Source organism: Ruegeria sp. Ofav3-42, assembly GCF_022347725.1.
Classification (GTDB): Bacteria; Pseudomonadota; Alphaproteobacteria; order Rhodobacterales; family Rhodobacteraceae; genus Ruegeria.
Genome location: NZ_JAKRGB010000010.1, coordinates 1 through 16,576, shown reverse-complemented (window position 1 = coordinate 16,576; position 16,576 = coordinate 1). Strand labels below are relative to the sequence as shown.

General features: G+C 58.9%; 14 protein-coding genes. 7 read left to right on the top strand and 7 right to left on the bottom strand.

Going from position 1 to position 16,576, the window contains the following annotated elements; all coding sequences use genetic code 11:
• The first annotated feature begins 11 nt into the window (after nucleotides 1-11).
• Genes MHN28_RS15015 through MHN28_RS14995 form a run of 5 tightly spaced genes read left to right on the top strand, consistent with a single transcriptional unit; the run spans nucleotide 12 to nucleotide 4,964 of the window.
• Nucleotides 12-1,379, top strand: coding sequence for a cbb3-type cytochrome c oxidase subunit I (locus tag MHN28_RS15015; protein ID WP_239343150.1), 1,368 nt, complete (start codon nucleotides 12-14; stop codon nucleotides 1,377-1,379).
• A gap of 5 nt (nucleotides 1,380-1,384) precedes the next feature.
• Nucleotides 1,385-2,194 (top strand): CbbQ/NirQ/NorQ/GpvN family protein, encoded by an 810-nt coding sequence (locus MHN28_RS15010; protein ID WP_239343148.1) that lies wholly within the window; start codon nucleotides 1,385-1,387, stop codon nucleotides 2,192-2,194.
• 9 nt (nucleotides 2,195-2,203) lie between these two features.
• Nucleotides 2,204-4,126, top strand: a complete 1,923-nt coding sequence (locus tag MHN28_RS15005; RefSeq protein ID WP_239343146.1) for a nitric oxide reductase activation protein NorD — start codon at nucleotides 2,204-2,206, stop codon at nucleotides 4,124-4,126.
• Complete coding sequence (locus MHN28_RS15000; protein ID WP_239343144.1) at nucleotides 4,123-4,671, top strand: cytochrome c oxidase subunit 3; 549 nt, start codon at nucleotides 4,123-4,125, stop codon at nucleotides 4,669-4,671. The genes MHN28_RS15005 and MHN28_RS15000 overlap by 4 nt, the downstream gene beginning before the upstream one ends.
• 5 nt (nucleotides 4,672-4,676) lie before the next feature.
• Nucleotides 4,677-4,964 carry a cytochrome C oxidase subunit IV family protein gene (locus MHN28_RS14995; RefSeq protein ID WP_239343142.1) on the top strand — a complete coding sequence of 96 codons (288 nt, stop codon included), beginning with the start codon at nucleotides 4,677-4,679 and terminating at the stop codon, nucleotides 4,962-4,964.
• Nucleotides 4,965-5,021: 57 nt separating this feature from the next.
• On the opposite strand, the gene hemA is transcribed toward MHN28_RS14995, so the two are convergent.
• Nucleotides 5,022-6,245 carry a 5-aminolevulinate synthase gene (gene hemA, locus MHN28_RS14990; RefSeq protein ID WP_239343140.1) on the bottom strand — a complete coding sequence of 408 codons (1,224 nt, stop codon included), beginning with the start codon at nucleotides 6,243-6,245 and terminating at the stop codon, nucleotides 5,022-5,024.
• 181 nt (nucleotides 6,246-6,426) lie between these two features.
• Here hemA and MHN28_RS14985 point away from each other — a divergent pair, with 181 nt between their 5' ends.
• On the top strand, nucleotides 6,427-7,119 hold the full coding sequence (locus tag MHN28_RS14985; RefSeq protein WP_239343138.1) for a Crp/Fnr family transcriptional regulator: 693 nt from the start codon (nucleotides 6,427-6,429) through the stop codon (nucleotides 7,117-7,119).
• Nucleotides 7,120-7,253: 134 nt separating this feature from the next.
• Nucleotides 7,254-8,873: an adenylate/guanylate cyclase domain-containing protein gene (locus MHN28_RS14980; protein WP_239343116.1), complete on the top strand. Its 1,620-nt coding sequence runs from the start codon at nucleotides 7,254-7,256 to the stop codon at nucleotides 8,871-8,873.
• 92 nt (nucleotides 8,874-8,965) lie between these two features.
• Here the strand turns inward: MHN28_RS14980 and arcC are convergent, their stop codons facing one another.
• From arcC to MHN28_RS14950, 6 genes are all read right to left on the bottom strand, one after another.
• Nucleotides 8,966-9,913 carry a carbamate kinase gene (gene arcC / locus MHN28_RS14975; RefSeq protein WP_239343107.1) on the bottom strand — a complete coding sequence of 316 codons (948 nt, stop codon included), beginning with the start codon at nucleotides 9,911-9,913 and terminating at the stop codon, nucleotides 8,966-8,968.
• Between the two features lie 3 nt (nucleotides 9,914-9,916).
• On the bottom strand, nucleotides 9,917-10,915 hold the full coding sequence (gene argF / locus MHN28_RS14970) for an ornithine carbamoyltransferase (protein WP_239343105.1): 999 nt from the start codon (nucleotides 10,913-10,915) through the stop codon (nucleotides 9,917-9,919).
• 55 nt (nucleotides 10,916-10,970) lie between these two features.
• Nucleotides 10,971-12,197 carry an arginine deiminase gene (locus MHN28_RS14965; protein ID WP_239343103.1) on the bottom strand — a complete coding sequence of 409 codons (1,227 nt, stop codon included), beginning with the start codon at nucleotides 12,195-12,197 and terminating at the stop codon, nucleotides 10,971-10,973.
• Complete coding sequence (locus MHN28_RS14960) at nucleotides 12,194-13,564, bottom strand: amino acid permease (RefSeq protein WP_239343101.1); 1,371 nt, start codon at nucleotides 13,562-13,564, stop codon at nucleotides 12,194-12,196. Before MHN28_RS14960 ends, MHN28_RS14965 begins: the two co-directional genes overlap by 4 nt.
• 9 nt (nucleotides 13,565-13,573) lie before the next feature.
• Nucleotides 13,574-15,061, bottom strand: coding sequence for a YfcC family protein (locus tag MHN28_RS14955; protein WP_239343099.1), 1,488 nt, complete (start codon nucleotides 15,059-15,061; stop codon nucleotides 13,574-13,576).
• A 281-nt stretch (nucleotides 15,062-15,342) separates the two neighbouring features.
• Complete coding sequence (locus tag MHN28_RS14950; RefSeq protein WP_239343097.1) at nucleotides 15,343-16,350, bottom strand: helix-turn-helix domain-containing protein; 1,008 nt, start codon at nucleotides 16,348-16,350, stop codon at nucleotides 15,343-15,345.
• Nucleotides 16,351-16,576 lie beyond the last annotated feature (226 nt).

Below are 16,576 nucleotides of genomic sequence, written 5' to 3'. Positions count from 1 at the left end.
GGAACGGAGAAATGAAGTACGAATCCCAAAAAATTGCCTACGCCTACTTCGCGGTAGCCATGGGCCTGTTCGCGATACAGGTGATCGGCGGCCTGCTGGCTGGTCTGATCTATGTATCCCCCAACTTCCTGAGCGAGCTTCTGCCGTTCAACATTGTGCGGATGCTGCACACTAACTCGCTGATCGTCTGGTTGATCCTGGGCTTCTTCGGCGCGGCCTATTTCCTGATCCCGGAAGAGACCGAGCGGGAAATCCATTCGACCAAACTGGCCTATCTGCAGCTGATCATCCTTGTGGTCGGTACACTGGGCGTGGTCGTGACCTATGTCTTCAACCTGTTCGAAGGCAACTGGCTGCTGGGCAAAGAAGGGCGCGAGTTCCTTGAACAGCCCAAATGGGTCAAGGCGGGCATCGTCGTTGCCGCGCTGATCTTCCTCTACAACATCTCGATGACGGTGCTGAAGGGCAAGAAGACCGCAATTTCGAACATCCTGCTTCTGGGCCTCTGGGGTCTGGCGCTGCTGTTCCTGTTTGCCTTCTACAACCCGGGCAACCTGTCCCTGGACAAACAATACTGGTGGTACGTTGTACACCTGTGGGTCGAAGGTGTGTGGGAACTGATCATGGCCTCGATTCTGGCCTATCTGATGCTTAAGCTGACCGGCGTTGACCGTGAGATCGTCGAGAAATGGCTCTATGTCATCGTTGCCGCCGCCCTGTTCTCGGGCATTCTCGGCACCGGCCACCACTATTACTGGATCGGTACGCCTGCGTACTGGCAGTGGATCGGTTCGATCTTCTCGAGCCTCGAGGTGATCCCGTTCTTCGCGATGATGGCCTTTGCCTTTGTCATGGTCTGGAAGGGCCGTCGTGACCACCCCAACAAGGCCGCGCTGCTGTGGTCGCTGGGCTGTGCCACGCTGGCGTTTTTCGGTGCCGGTGTCTGGGGCTTCCTGCACACGTTGCACGGGGTGAACTACTACACTCACGGCACTCAGATCACTGCGGCTCACGGACACCTGGCCTTCTACGGTGCCTATGTCTGCCTCAACCTGGCGATCTTCAGCTATGCCATGCCGATCCTTAAGAACCGTGATCCCTACAATCAGGTACTCAACATGGCGTCCTTCTGGCTGATGACCAGCGGCATGGTCTTCATGACCTTCGTGCTGACCTTTGCCGGTACTGTTCAGACTCACATGCAGCGGGTGGTCGGTGACTACTTCATGGATGTGCAGGATCAGATCGCGATCTTCTACTGGATGCGTCTTGGTTCTGGTCTGGTCGTGGTCCTTGGTGCGCTGCTGTTCATCTACTCGATCTGGGTTCCCCGGAAAGAGATCATTGAACCCGGCGTAGCTGAAACACCTGCGGAGTAATGGATATGGACGGCTCCATACAAATGGGAACGGGGGCGGCTGACGCCCCCTTCTACCTGCCCCAGGGCGACGAATGCGATGTGTTCGCCGCCGCCTATACCAACAACCTTCCGGTCCTGCTGAAAGGACCGACCGGATGCGGCAAGACCCGCTTTGTGGCCCATATGGCCGCCAGCCTTGGCCGCCCGCTTTACACCGTGGCCTGCCACGACGACCTGGCCGCCGCTGACCTGATCGGGCGCTACCTGCTGAAAGGCGGCGAAACCGTCTGGGTCGATGGCCCCCTGACCCGCGCAGTGCGCGAAGGCGCGATCTGCTACCTTGATGAGGTGGTCGAAGCCCGCAAGGACGTGACCGTCGTGTTGCACCCGCTGACCGACGACCGGCGCATCCTGCCCATCGACCGCACCGGCGAAGAGCTTGAGGCCGCACCCGGTTTCATGCTGGTGGCCTCTTACAACCCCGGTTACCAGAACATTCTGAAAACCCTGAAACCCTCGACCCGACAGCGTTTCATCTCGCTGGAATTCGACTTCCCATCGCCCGAGATGGAGGCCGAAGTCGTCTCGCAGGAAAGCGGTCTGCCGCTGGAACGCTGCAAACCGCTGGTGCGCCTTGCGGGCAAGCTGCGCGGGCTCAAGGGTCAGGATCTAGAGGAAGGCGTTTCCACCCGTCTGGTTGTCTATGCCGCGACGCTGATCGCACAGGGCATGTCGACCGACCGCGCCATCCTTGCCGCAATGATCGAACCTCTGACTGATGACGAGGATATCAAACGCGGGCTCCTCGATCTTGTCACGGCTGTCTTTGGGTGAGGCCGGCCGATGGTCAAGATCGATTTTGAGCCATGGGAACCCGAAGAAACGATCGGGAAACTGTGGCACACCCTTGCCAGCCGCCTCGATGCACCTGAGGTGCATGTTGGAGCCGCGGTCGACCTCTCTGAGGTCGCGGGGCGGCTGGCAGTCCTCTTTCGAGGGCTTGGGGGTAGTCCGGGCGTTGAATTGCGCCCGGTCTCACCCGAGGTTTCGCGCCACCGACTAGGTTGGCGTCGTCGTTTGGCGACCGAGGTAGAACTAATGCCGCGTGCGTCGTTCGACGGCGAGGTTTTGCGCCTGCCGGATCGGCTGGCTGTGTTTCCCGCACGTGAGGCAAACGGCGCGCTCTATGTCTGGCTTGCCGCTGCTGCGGCCCATGCCGGCACACGAATTGACGAAGATGACCCGCTGCGCGCTGACCTGCGCGCCCTGACCGCCGCGCAGGACATGGTCGAGTCGACATTGGAAGACGCACCGGGTTTGCGACCGCTCTACACAGAGCTTTGCAAAGGGGTGCTGCATCAGCGCGACGTGCCCGATCTGCCGCCCATCGAGGCTGCGGTCGAGGAACTGGCCCGCCACATGCTGGGCGATTCTGCACCGCTGTCACCGCAAGCCGAAGACCTGTTGGCGCTGGACGATGAACTGATCGCCCCGCGCGGGTATCAACGTTTTCGCCCGATCCCCCTGTGGCCGGAGTTGCGCGCCGTTGGCTTTTCCGAACATAACGAGGTCGAAAACCCCGACACCGAAGGTCCACCCGAGGAATCGGGCGAGAAAACCCACCGCGCCCGTCGCCGCAAATCGGATCAGGCGTCGCGCAGCGACAGTTTCATATTGCACAAGTTTGAGGCGATCCTCAGCTGGGCAGAGTTCCTGAACATCAACCGTCGTATCGATGACGATGATCCGGACAACGCCAAGAAGGCTGCCGACGATCAGGAAGAGATCGGGCTTGGACAAATCTCCAAGGCACCCCCGACCCGGTTGAAGCTGCATCTGGACCTCGCACCCGAGGACGTGAACCGCGAACGCCTTTCAGGTCGAATCCTGTACCCCGAATGGGACGTGCGCACCGGTAAGTACCTGCCCGATCACGTCAACGTTCTGTTGTCAGACGCGGATATTCGCGAAGACGCCGCCGAGTTTGGCAAAGACGCCGCCACCGCCCGTCGCATTCGTGCCGTGAAACGCCAGTTCGAGGCGCTGCGCCCCGGTCGGGTCATGACCCGCGGCCATCTGGACGGCGACCAGTTGGATATCGAAGCGGCCGTGCGTTCTCAGGCCGATCGGTGCGCCAATGGCGAAGGCACCGAACGCGTCTGGCTGCAATCGCGTCCCGAAGCGCGCGACCTTGCGGTTTCAATCCTGCTCGACGTCAGCCGTTCGACCGAAAGCGCTGTCACGGGCCGCGCCGTGATCGACATCGAACGCGAAGCGCTGGCCGCACTCGCCTGGGGTCTGAATGCCTGCGGGGACGACTTCGCGATCCACGCCTTCAGTTCGCTGAAACGCCAGCGTGTCTATGTTCAGCGCTGCAAACGGTTCGATGAGCCGATGGGCGGAACGGTCGAACAGCGTATCGCCTCGTTGCGGCCGGGGCATTATACCCGCCTGGGCGCAGCGATCCGCCATTGCTCGGCCGATCTCGCAGCGCAATCTCGCAAACGTCGCCTGCTGCTGGTCATCACCGATGGCAAACCGAACGATCTGGACCACTATGAGGGCCGTCACGGTATCGAAGATACCTGCATGGCGGTTCGCGAGGCTCGTCGGGCCGGGCAGTCGGTGTTTGGCGTCACCATCGACAAGACCGGCAAAAGCTGGTTCCCGCGCATGTTTGGTCAGGGTGGCTTTGCCGTCATTCCTGACCCGCACCGCCTGACCATGGCGCTGCCGCAAATCTACCGCCAACTGGTCGGGGCATGAGCGACGCGTCCCTTATCGACGAACTGCCCGGCGAGTTGCTGATGTGGGTGCTGATCATTTCAGAGCTGCTGGTCTTTGGGGTCGGCCTGATCGCTTTCATGGCAGTTCGCCTGACCGACCCGGTTGGCTTTGCCGAAGCGCAATCGCACCTCTACCGAACGGGCGCGGCGTTCAATACAGCGGTGCTGGTCACCTCGGGTTACCTTGCCGCGCAGGCCCTGCACTGGCGCAGGGCGGCGCGGCGTGGCGTGGCGCGGCTGGCACTGATTGGCGCGGCCCTGCTGGGGGTCGTATTCCTGATCATCAAAGGTGCAGAATATGCGGGCAAAGCCGCGCAAGGGATCACCTTCGAGACCCATCCGTTTTTCCTGTTCTACTACCTGCTGACCGGCTTTCATGCCGCGCATGTGTTGGCAGGTGTCGGCATTCTGTTGTTGGTGTCCTGGCGGGACGACCCTCGAAACATTGAGGCGGGCGCTCAATTCTGGCACATGGTCGATCTGGTCTGGATCATGCTGTTCCCTGTGATCTACCTGCTGGGATGATGGCCATGCCCACCGCTTCACCTTTTCCCAAATACTCTAACCGAAGGTTCCCGAACGCACTGACCAGCACCTGGTTGAGCCTGTTGGCGCTGAGTCTGGCAACCGCTTTGCTGACCTTGCTGTCCGCACCTCCGGAGCTTGTTGGCGCGGGTATTCTGATCCTTGCGCTAATCAAGGCCCGGGTGATCCTTGCGCGTTATCTCGACCTTGCCGAAAGCCCCGCATGGCTGTGCGGCTTTACCATGGTGCTGACCGGGTTTTCGGTGGTGATCTTCGCCCTCTATCTGATCTGACCAAAGAAAAAGGCCGCCTCAGTGAGGCGGCAGTTTTTCAAGCGAGGGGCGCTTTGGTTACTGTGCGGCGATCGGCATCCGGGCGATCTGGCACCGCTGCCACAGGGCCGACAACGCGCCGACCAGATGGTCGATATCTTCGTCGGTATGAACGGGCGAGGGGGTGATCCGCAAACGCTCGGTGCCTTTCGGCACAGTGGGGTAGTTGATCGGCTGGATGTAAATGCCGAACTCTTCCAGCAGCGTGTCCGAGATGAATTTGCATTTGACCGGATCGCCCACCATTACGGGAATGATGTGGCTGGGGTTGGGCAGGTGCGGAATGCCTTCGGCGTCCAATCTGGCGCGAACCTGCTCCACGCGGGCTTTTTGCATGTCCCGTTCGGCGTTGGACTGTTTCAGGTGTCGGATCGACGCCGCAGCGCCCGCCGCAATCGCGGGTGGCAGAGCGGTGGTAAAGATGAACCCGCTGGCAAAGCTGCGTACAAAATCGCACAGCGCGGCTGAGGCGGCGATGTACCCGCCAACCACGCCAAATGCCTTGCCCAGCGTGCCTTCGATGACAGTGAGCCGGTCCATCAGGCCTTCGCGTTCGGCGATACCGCCGCCGCGCGGGCCATAAAGGCCGACGGCATGGACCTCGTCCAGATAGGTCATCGCACCGTACTTGTCGGCCAGATCACAGATCTCTTTGATTGGAGCGATGTCGCCGTCCATGGAATAGACAGATTCAAACGCGATCATCTTGGGCGCGTCGGAATCGGCAGCGGCCAGTTTAGTCTCGAGGTCCTCTAGGTCGTTGTGTTTCCAGATGACCTTCTGAGCCCGTGAGTGGCGGATGCCTTCGATCATCGAGGCATGGTTCAGTGCGTCAGAGAAAACGATCAAACCGGGAATCTTCGATGCCAGCGTACCCAACGCGGCCCAGTTCGACACATAACCCGAGGTAAACAGCAGTGCGGCTTCTTTCCCATGCAGATCGGCCAGCTCGTTTTCCAGCAAAACGTGATCATGGGTCGTGCCCGAGATGTTGCGCGTGCCCCCCGCACCCGCGCCGCAGCGGTCCAACGCGTCATGCATGGCACCGATCACGTCCGGATGCTGGCCCATGCCCAGATAGTCATTGGAACACCAGATCCGCACATCGCGCTGCAGCGCGCCGTCGGTCTGGCGTGCGTTCGGGAACGCTCCGCAGCGCCGTTGCAGATCTATGAAAACGCGATAGTTTCCTTCGTCCCGCAGATCATCAAGGCTCTGGGTGAAAAATCGCTCGTAGTCCATCTCGAACACTCCCGGGAATACTGGCTTTGGGCCGAGATTAGGTCTGTGAGCCCGTCCGGGACATGACAATTGTCAAGTTGAGGCGCATGAAAAGACTGGTGCAGCGGAATCATGTTTGGCATAGGCATAAAGTGACAAATGTACCGGCTGGACTATCGGCCAGGGAAAAAGGGGACGCTTCGTGGCGCATGAAGCACAAAAAGCAATCGCCAGACAGTCGCTGTTGCTGAAAAGCTTACCGGAACACCATATCGACAAACTGCTCAGCCACGCGATTTGGCGGCGCTATGATCGGGGTGAGACGATCTTTCTTCAAGAGGAAGAAGCCAAGGCGGTTCACGTTGTTCTGGCCGGTTGGGTCAAGCTGTTTCGCATGGCACCCACCGGGGCCGAGGCCGTGGTCAGCGTCTTTACCCGCGGTGAGAGTTTCGGCGAGGCGGTTGCGCTGCGAAACGTGCCATACCCTGTTTCCGCCGAGGCGGTGTCGGCCTGCGAAGTGATGCATATTCCCAGCCCGATTTTGCTGTCATTGATGCGCGAAGACCCCGAGATCGGCGTGTCGATCCTGGCGTCCACGTTTACCCATCTGCATTCGCTGGTTTCCCAGCTTGAGCAGCTGAAAGCCCAAACCGGCGCGCAAAGGGTGGCCGAGTTCCTGCTGAACCTGTCTGATAAAGAAACTGGCGGATGCGAAGTTGACCTGCCATATGACAAGATGCTGATTGCCGGGCGTCTGGGCATGAAGCCCGAAAGCCTGAGCCGGGCGTTTTCCCGTCTCAAGGCCGTGGGCGTGAAAATCAACCGCAACCACGCGGAAATCGCGGACATCGAAACATTGCGGGATTACGCTGAAAGCGACTCTTCCGAGAAATAGTCTAAACAAAAGCCTCAATCGGGGGTTGCATATGTGCCTGCCGAGCCATGAAATTGCGTCGGTTTCTGGCAATTTCATGCGAATTTGTGTATACTTAATCCCGTACTACCGCACATTTCGGCGGGGTTGCGAACATGACACACGACCGCAGCATTGGCCTTGAGAGGCCACCCATTGTTGCGCTCAGCGTCGCCAGGATCGCTCTTTCGGTTCGGGTCAAGTTGCTTGCCGCCTTTCTGGGAATAACCTGCCTGCTTGTTGGTCTGGCGCTTTTTGGTCTTTTCGCCCTGCACCAGGCAAACCAGAGAACCGAGGTAATGGCGCGCGATCAGGAGCGCATTGCATTCTTTAGCGACACTTATGGGACGATTTCCAACCTGAACGGGCACGTTCTGGCGCTTTTCGTTCCGCAAAACTCGTTGGACTTAGCTCAGCGCGGCGGATTTTTCGGAACACCAACGGCGTCGATCTTTCACGTTGCGACGGAACTGGAGCGCAACCTGGCCATCGGAGCCCGCAAGTTTGGGCAGCCCGGTATGCCAGACGAGAAGGCGATAGCAAGGCTTCGGTCTGATCTTCGGGCCCTTGAGCCTGCGCTTTTGGAATTACGCCGACTGAGCGGGGCGGGTGAACTGGCGGCGGCCGCGAATTACGGTATCCAGGTATTTGAACCGCTACAGGCGATGCAACGTGAAGCCTATACAATCGCGCAAGGTATCGAAAAAGAAATGCGCGACCTCGCAACAACAACAACGCAGGCTTATCTGACCTCGCGCCAGAACATCATTGCCGCAGCATTTGTGGCGATCGGGGTTGCCCTGTTGCTGGGCTACTCGATTTCAACCGCACTACTGTGGCCTATTGAACGTATCCATGCGGCGCTCAGCAAGTTATCTCGCGGAACGTTCGACACCAGAATCACTGTGCCCAACCGGGATGAACTTGGGGAACTGGCCAGTCATGTGAACCAAACCAGCGAAAAACTCGGTGCGCTTTATGAGCAGGTCGAGCTGCAGAAGGCACAACTGTCTGATTGGAACGCGGCATTGGAAACCCGCGTGGCCAAACAGATTGAAGAGATCGAGCGCACCAACCGCCTGAAACGTTTCCTTCCGCCACAGGTGGCGGCAATGATTGTCGGCGCAACCGATGAGGCTGACGTCCTGAGGACTCGCAAGGCGGATATCACGGTTCTGTTTGCGGATCTGCGTGGGTTTACCGCCTTTGCGGCGGCGGCCAACCCCGATCAGGTCGTCGCGGCGCTGAACTCTTTTCACGGCACCTGCGGGCCGCTTGTCGAGGCGTGTGGTGGGACATTGGAGCGGTTTCTCGGGGATGGTCTGATGGTTTTGTTCGGTGCACCGGTGCCATTGGATGACGCAGCGCAGCGGGCCGTCGATTTGGCTCAAAAAATGCAGGTGGACGTCCGGCAGGCAATGTCCCTATTCAAGGCAGGTTCTGCAGAGCACGGCCTGGGTCTTGGAATCGGGGTCGCCACGGGCGCGGCAACCCTGGGACGGATCGGGTTTGAAGGGCGTCAGGATTATTCGGCCATTGGGCCTGCGCCAAATCTGGCGGCGCGTCTGTGCGAAATCGCGAAGGACGGTCAGGTGCTTGTCTCCAGCGCGACCGCCTGGCAGGTACAGAGCGATATGGTTCCGGCAGGCCCGTTTGACCTGAAAGGCATCGGAGCCAGTGTCGGGGCGTTCGAACTTGCAAACACGCCGGAACCTCAGGGTGCGTTGCCGATGTGACCGGAAGTAAGCTTTACGCGGCGCGCCGTGCTGTCGGGGCGGCCATTAGCTGCTCAGGGCAACGATGGCCGCTTTCAGGAACCGATACGTATTTAATCCGCCACGTGATACTGCGTCGCACCGGCCTCCAGCGAAACTGTGGTGCCTTTTTCGCCACGAACGGCGGCCGGAACATCTGCGAGCGCGCAGATGATCGCGCGGCCACCGGAGGATCGCACAAAGTCCTGCGCGGCCTGCACCTTGGGACCCATTGATCCGGCCGGGAAGTCATACGCGTCCAACGCATCAGGCGTGATCGACCGAATACCCTTTTGATCAGGCGTTCCCCAATTCAGAAACACGGCCTCAGTATCCGTGGCGATGACAAAGAAATCCGCGCCAAGGTTCTGCGCCAGCAGGCACGAGGCGAAGTCCTTGTCGATTACGGCTTCGACCCCCACCAGTTTCCGTTCGGCGCCTGACTCGTACATCGTCGGGATGCCACCTCCGCCAGCGGCGATCACTGTGGCGCCTTTTTCCAGAATCCAACGGATCGGTTCGACCTGAAAGATACGTTTCGGGCGGGGCGAGGGCACCACGCGTCGCCAGTACTCGCCATCCGGTTTCACTGTCCAGCCCTTGTCAGCCGCCTCTTTCTTTGCGTCCGCTTCGGAATAGACCTGACCGATGAACTTGGTCGGGTTGTCAAACGCCGGGTCGCTCGGGTCGACCTCGATCATGGTCAACAGGGTGGCGATGTGATGCTCGAAGGGAAGGATGTTCCCAAGCTCCTGCTCGATCATGTAGCCGATCATGCCCATCGTTTCACCGACCAAAACGTCCAGCGGGTACTCCTCGACATCCGTATACATAATCTCTTGCAGGGCCAGCATCCCGACCTGCGGACCATTGCCATGAGTGATGACGGTTTCGTGCGCTTCGCAGAGCGGGGCGAGGGCTTGGGCGGCAATCTTTGCATTCTTGCGTTGATTGTCCGCCGTCATTTCCTCACCCCGTTTGAGAAGCGCGTTGCCGCCGAGTGCTACAACAACGCGTCCCATGGTTCAGGACCCCAGTGTGGCGACGAGGATCGCCTTGATGGTGTGCATCCGGTTTTCGGCCTGCTCGAACGCGATGTTCATATCGCTTTCGAATACTTCCTCGGTCACTTCCATCTCGGTGATGCCGAACTGTTCGTGAATGTCCTGACCGACCTTGGTTTCCAGATTGTGGAAGGCGGGCAGGCAATGCATGAACTTGACGGCTGGATTGCCGGTTTTTTTCATCAAATCCATGTTGACCTGATAGGGGCTCAGCAACTTGATACGCTCGGCCCAAACCTCTTTTGGTTCACCCATCGAAACCCAGACGTCTGTATGAATAAAGTCCGCGCCCTCAACGGCCGCGGTATCGTCCGTGATGGTCACACGTGCGCCGGTCTTTTCAGCCCGCTGCATCGCCAATTCGCGCACATCGTCATGGGGCTGGGTATCTTTCGGCGAAATCATCCGCACATCGCAGCCCATGATTGCGCCCAACATCAACAGAGAGTTGCCCATGTTCGACCGGCAATCGCCCGAGTAGGCATAGACGATGTCCTTGCGGGGTTTGCCGGCATGCTCGATCATGGTTTGCATATCGGCGAGCATCTGGGTCGGGTGCCAGTCATCCGTCAGGCCATTATAGACCGGGACGCCCGCGTATTCGGACAGGGTTTCCACCATGTCCTGACCGGCACCACGAAATTCGATCCCGTCAAACATGCGACCTAATACGCGGGCCGTATCTTTCATGGATTCCTTGTGCCCGATCTGTGAACCCGACGGATCGAGATAGGTGATATTCGCACCCTGATCGTATGCAGCAACTTCAAACGCACAGCGGGTGCGCGTGGAAGTCTTTTCAAAGATCAGGCAGATGTTCTTGCCAGTCAGCGACGGTTGCTCGGCGCGGGCATACTTCGCGCGTTTCAGGTCGCGGGCCAGATCCAGCAGGTACAACATTTCGCGCTGGCTGAAATCGGCGATTTTCAGATAGCTGCGGCCTTTGAGATTGAATGCCATTTTGTCTCTCCCTAACAAAAATCGGAAGGCGCAGGGGGGTGCGCCCATGGTAAATTCAATAGGCGGGGTCGCGGTCGATCGGGCAGGTCATGCAGTGACCACCACCGCGACCGCGCCCAAGTTCCTGGCCCGAGATTTCGATCACCTCGACGCCTGCGGCGCGCATCTTGCCGTTCGTAAACGTGTTGCGTGCGTAGCCAACGACCACACCGGGCGAGAGGGCGACGACGTTATTCCCATCATCCCATTGTTCTCGCTCGGCCTGGAACTCGTTGCCACCGGTCGAGATGACTTCGAGTGAGTTCAGTCCAAGTGCTTCTTTGTAGACGTCGAACAGGTGCCCTTTTTCCACATGGATATCCAAATCTCCACGATCACCGGGGCGGATCGAGATACAGGTGATCTGGTCTGCGACTTCCGAGAACGCAGTGACTTTGTCGTGGTCGAGGCAGGTGAAGACCGTGTCCAGATGCATGGCCGCGCGGCTTTTTGGCATCGCACAGGCGACAACCCGTTCGGCACCGCCTTTCCTGAACAGCGCTTCAGCAACCTGCGCAACCGCCTGCCGCGTGGTGCGTTCGCCCATACCTATGAAGACCGTGCCGTTACCTACTGGCTGGACGTCCCCGCCCTCGACCGAGGCGAGGCCGAAATCGTCGTCACTGTCGCCCCACCAGAACTCGAACTCGGCGTCCTTGAACATCTTATGATGCCGATAGACCGTGCGCATGATCAGGGTTTCCGGCTTGCGCGCGGGCCAGTACATCGGGTTCGTCGTCACGCCGTTGAATATCCAGCAGGAGGGGTCACGCTGGAATTGAGCATTCGGGATGGCCGGAAGGATGAAATCGCCCAGCGACACCAGATCGCCAAACTGCTCATCAATCATGCCCTTGGGCAGGTCCGCGAAGATGATGCCACCCAGCATGTGGCGGGCGAGCAGCTTGGCATCCATCTCATCCAGCCATGCGCGCATTTCGACGGAAAATCCAAGCCCGACCATGTTCGGCGTGATCAGGCGATCCAGTAGGAAGGTCCGGGCCGCCGGATCCGTGGCAATCGCGTCGGCCAGCAAATCCTGAATGTCATAAACCTCAACCCCGCGTTCGCGCATGAGCGAGCAGAATTCGGCGTGATCCTTGCGGGCCTGTTCGACCCAGATCACGTCATCGAACAGAAGCTCTTCGCAGTTTCGCGGTGTCAGGCGATCATGCGCCAGCGACGGGCGCGAGACGATCACCTTGTTGAGCTTTCCGATCTCGGAATGAACGCCGAGCTTCATTGCAACTCTCCTTTCGAACTATCCGTTTTCTTAATGTCTTCAACGTCATTGGCCTGATTCCAGCGGACCCAGACATGGATCGGTACGCCTGCCAGCAGCAGGACCGAGCCGACCAAAACGGTTTCGGCGCCCGAGCCGATGAAAGCCCAGACGGAATAGATGAACCCAAGTGCGCCCAGCACGACGACCTTGGCCAATTCCGGGCCATGCAGGACTTGCCCGCCTTTCAACCGGATCATGATTTCGGCCACGGAACAGATGGCATAGGGCAGAAGGCTGGCGACAACGGCGAGCAGAATGACGAAGTTGAACGCAGCGACCAGGCCTTGGGCGTAGTTCATGATGATCAGCCCTGAGGCCAGCGCGTTCGACAAGATCAGCGCGTTTGCCGGTGTTCCAAACTTGGATTTCCGCGCCAGGGCCGCCGGGAACACGCGATCCAATGCTGCCCCATAGGGGACTTGGCCGCTGAGCAAGGTAAATCCGTTCAGCGTGCCGAATGTCGAGATCACAGCCCCCACGGCCACGAGGATACCGCCGATGGGACCGAACATGACGTCGCCGACGGCGGCAAGCGGTGCGGCGGATACAGCAAGAAGTTCAGCCGGAATGACGCCCATCGAAACGGCAGTCACCGAGATATAGACGCTTGCGGCGATAATCACGCCGATCACGGTGGCGCGTGGGATGGTCTTTTCCGGCTCAATGACATCGCCGGACGGAACCGTTGCGGATTCAAGGCCCAGATATGCCCAGAGGGTCAGGGCCGCCGCAGCCGAAATCGCCGTGAAAGCCGTTGTGCCGCTTTGGTTGACTGGAACGTAGTTTTCCGTGTTGATCCAGAAGATACCCAACGTTCCGATCAAAATCAGCGGTGCGAGTTTGAGCACGGTGGTGACGATCTGAACCAAACCGGCCCCTTCCACACCGCGAATATTGATCAGCGTCAGCGACCAGATCGCGACCAGAGCGGTCGCAAGGCCGTACATGGGGACTTCGATAATGACCGGGAACAGGAAACCCAGATACCCCACCAAGGCCACGGCAACAGCGGCGTTCCCAGTCCACAGGGCAATCCAATACCCCCAGGCAATGATAAACCCGGCGAAATCACCGAACGCCTCTTGTGAGTAAGCGTAAGGGCCACCGGGTTTTGAGACGACCCGTGACAACCGTCCGAAGATGATCGCCAGAACCAGAGCGCCGGCGGATGTCAGGATCCATCCGCCTATCGCGATGGGGCCGAACGGCGCCAGCGAGGCGGGCAACAGAAACACCCCCGACCCAATCATGTTTCCCACGACCAAAGCGATACAGGCTGTCAGCCCTAGGGCACCCGTTGTTTCTGAAGCGGATCGATCAGCCATTTCGAAGGCTCAGTTCGACGTCGTGTCTGAAGTCTCGGCTGCAGGGCCGTCGATCCCCGGATCCGTGATGGCTCCGACCGTGAGCGCGGCGCAGATAATGACCGCAAGGATGACCAACAGCGGGAAGACAAACCGCAGCCACCGGTCATAGGACACCCGACCAATGGCTAACCCGCCCATGACCACCGCAAAGGTCGGATTAAACAGGTTCACCCACCCATTTGCGGACTGATACGCAGTCACCACCAGATCGCGTCCGACGCCGGCAAAATCCGCCAGCGGTGCCATGATCGGCATCGACAGTGTCGCCAGACCCGATGAGGACGGCACCAGGAAGGACATCAGAATCTGGATGCCGAACATGGCGTTGATAAAGGCAAACTCGCTGAGGCCAGACACAAAGCCCTCGGCTCCTGCAAGAATCGTGTCGGTGATCTTGCCCGCATCCATGATGACAACCACGCCGCGCGCCACACCGATGATCAGTGCGACTCCCAACAGGTCGCGCGCGCCATCGACAAAGGTTTCGACAAAGGTCGCCTCGTCCATCCGGGACGTTTCATCCAGTTTCCCGACCCACCAGACGATGATCGACATGACAAGAAACAGGCCCGACATTCTGGCCATCCACCAATCCAGCGCGACTACGCCATAGATCATCACGGCAAATGTCAGGCCGAACAGGATCAGGATGATCGACCGCGTTCGGGTCAACTCGGGGAACGCGTCGTCGCTGTCCGATCCTTTCAGGAAATGCGTCCTGTTTTCTTCGGCCTGATCCGCGACCACAGACGCGGATGGATCGGCCTTCACGCGTCGTGCATATCGCATGACAAAGGCGATACCCGCGGCCAGACACAAGGCGAGAATGATGAACCGCAGGACGATTCCGTTGGTGAAGGGAATTCCGGCTCCCTGAGATGCAACGACCGTCGCAAATGCATTGAAGGTCGAACCCAACGTTCCGATCCCCGCGCCCAGCATGATGACGGCGACGCCGGTCAGAGAGTCATATCCAGCCCGTATGAAGACCGGAATGATCAGCGCGTAGAACGCCAGCGACTCCTCGGCCATGCCATAGCTGGTTCCGCCAAAGGCAAAGGCGATCATCAGAATGGGAATCATCAGGATTTCCCGCCCGGCCAGCCTGTGCAACAACCACCCGATCCCCGCATCAATCGCGCCGGTTTTCGTAACCACCATCAGGAACCCGCCGATGATCAGAACAAAAAACGCCACGTCGATCGCGGCGCTGGACGAACTTCCCAGAAGTCCCGGGTCGTACATCCCGGCAATCGGGGCAAGGATGACGGACGTAATCCCCTGCGGGTTTGGCTCGACCTCGTGATAAGTGCCGGGTACGGGGGCTTCGCCGCCAAGCGCTTCGTTCATCTGCCGCTCATACTCACCAGCCGGGATGACCCAGGTCAGTACGGCTACAATGGCGATCAGGACAAACAGGATTGTAAAGGCAGTCGGGAACTTGAATTTCGACATAGTATACTCGCGCTTGGGGGTTAGCAGAGCGGGCAATCAATCAAACATTTGAATTTAATAATCGCAAACTAATACTAAGATGACACTCTGTCATCAAAGTTTTGCTGGTTGGAGCGCACGTGGCAAGCCCCCGCCCGTTGGCAGCTTCACAACACCCGGTTTTGGCGGCTCAATGGAAGGCGGGTGACAAAATAGAAGCCTGGCCGTCGGACGAGCCAACGGCACCGTTTTCAGTCCGATCATCCGGACCGAAATCAAAATCAAAGCACTTGGGCCGCGGCCTAGACGGCGGTGTTTACGGCTGAAAGTTGCCCGGCAAAACGCTGATTGCGAATGTCGTCGGGCGTCGTCCTGTAATGGGAACGAAATGCACGACCCAATGCAACCGCAGATGAAAACCCGGTGGCCGCCGAGATTTCGCGCTGGGAAAGATCTGTCGTGCGAAGCAGGATGTCGGCACGTTCAAGACGCAGCGCTCTGTAAGTGGCCAGCAGTTTTGTGCCGGTCTTATTGAGAAACCTGCGTTGCAATTGGCGCGTGGACGTTCCCAATGTTTGCGCCAGATCGGAAATCCGCAGGGGATCTTCCAGGTTTTCAAGCATCGTTTCGACGGTTTTGCGGACTTGTGGGTCGGCTTCGGAGCGTTGGATCAGGTGGATGGCAAGATGGCTTTTGGCGGTTCGTTTTGGCTCAGACAGGCCAATATAGCTGCGTAGTGTGTCAGCCAGATGCTCGCCGTGATCAACAGATACAAAGTCGGACAAAAGGCGAAGCGCGCTTAGCCGGGTCGAGGCGCTGTGCAATCGACTGTCGAATGACATGTGGATGCCGCTGCCATCGTCGATCAGCCCGGCTTCCTGCGCTGCGGCCATAAAGTTGGGATGCACCGCCGCGACGGCTCTTTCCGCTCGCCCGATTTGGCCCAGCAGCAAAACCGCTCCGCCCACAAGAATGGCGCGCGATGCCAGATTCACGACCTGAGATATCCAGGCTTTTTCGGAATCACCCAGCAACCAGTTCTTGTTGATATCCCCCCAAAACAGGGCTGTTCGACTTGACCAATACAACGGCCCTCCGGCCGGTTCGTCGGCCAATCGACGGACATTGACAATGTAAGAATGGTTTTCGACCAGCCTGTTCAGGGCGTCGAAGAATTCGATGACAATTTGTGCGGACGCCTCGGTGTCTGCGCCAGCAAGAATGACATCGATGTAGTGTTTTCTTTCAGGTGACGGTGAGGCCGCGCAGGTCCAGCGTGCCCGGCCGTTCTTGAGGACGTAGTGTTTCATTGTTCCTCCGCCTGAGTGATGTGGACGTTGCCCATTAGGGCAATGTCGATTTCTGGGGTCCGCCCCTTGCTTGGGGCGGACTATTCTTGTGTTCCCGATTTACTCGGCGGCTTCCTCATACGCGTCCATTGGCGGGCATGTGCAGATTAGGTTTCTGTCGCCGTATGCGTTGTCGACGCGGTTGACGGGGGACCAGTATTTGTCGACGCCCATGGAGCCCGGGGGG

Bases quoted from the DNA above. Each gene is read 5' to 3' on its own strand.
- MHN28_RS14965 (WP_239343103.1), bottom strand. From the start codon at position 12,197: ATGAAGCTCGGCGTTCATTCCGAGATCGGAAAGCTCAACAAGGTGATC.
- MHN28_RS15000 (WP_239343144.1), top strand. From the start codon at position 4,123: ATGAGCGACGCGTCCCTTATCGACGAACTGCCCGGCGAGTTGCTGATG.
- MHN28_RS15005 (WP_239343146.1), top strand. From the start codon at position 2,204: ATGGTCAAGATCGATTTTGAGCCATGGGAACCCGAAGAAACGATCGGG.
- MHN28_RS14960 (WP_239343101.1), bottom strand. From the start codon at position 13,564: ATGGCTGATCGATCCGCTTCAGAAACAACGGGTGCCCTAGGGCTGACA.
- MHN28_RS14955 (WP_239343099.1), bottom strand. From the start codon at position 15,061: ATGTCGAAATTCAAGTTCCCGACTGCCTTTACAATCCTGTTTGTCCTG.
- MHN28_RS14980 (WP_239343116.1), top strand. From the start codon at position 7,254: ATGACACACGACCGCAGCATTGGCCTTGAGAGGCCACCCATTGTTGCG.
- MHN28_RS14995 (WP_239343142.1), top strand. From the start codon at position 4,677: ATGCCCACCGCTTCACCTTTTCCCAAATACTCTAACCGAAGGTTCCCG.
- MHN28_RS15010 (WP_239343148.1), top strand. From the start codon at position 1,385: ATGGACGGCTCCATACAAATGGGAACGGGGGCGGCTGACGCCCCCTTC.
- MHN28_RS14950 (WP_239343097.1), bottom strand. From the start codon at position 16,350: ATGAAACACTACGTCCTCAAGAACGGCCGGGCACGCTGGACCTGCGCG.
- hemA (WP_239343140.1), bottom strand. From the start codon at position 6,245: ATGGACTACGAGCGATTTTTCACCCAGAGCCTTGATGATCTGCGGGAC.
- argF (WP_239343105.1), bottom strand. From the start codon at position 10,915: ATGGCATTCAATCTCAAAGGCCGCAGCTATCTGAAAATCGCCGATTTC.
- arcC (WP_239343107.1), bottom strand. From the start codon at position 9,913: ATGGGACGCGTTGTTGTAGCACTCGGCGGCAACGCGCTTCTCAAACGG.
- MHN28_RS15015 (WP_239343150.1), top strand. From the start codon at position 12: ATGAAGTACGAATCCCAAAAAATTGCCTACGCCTACTTCGCGGTAGCC.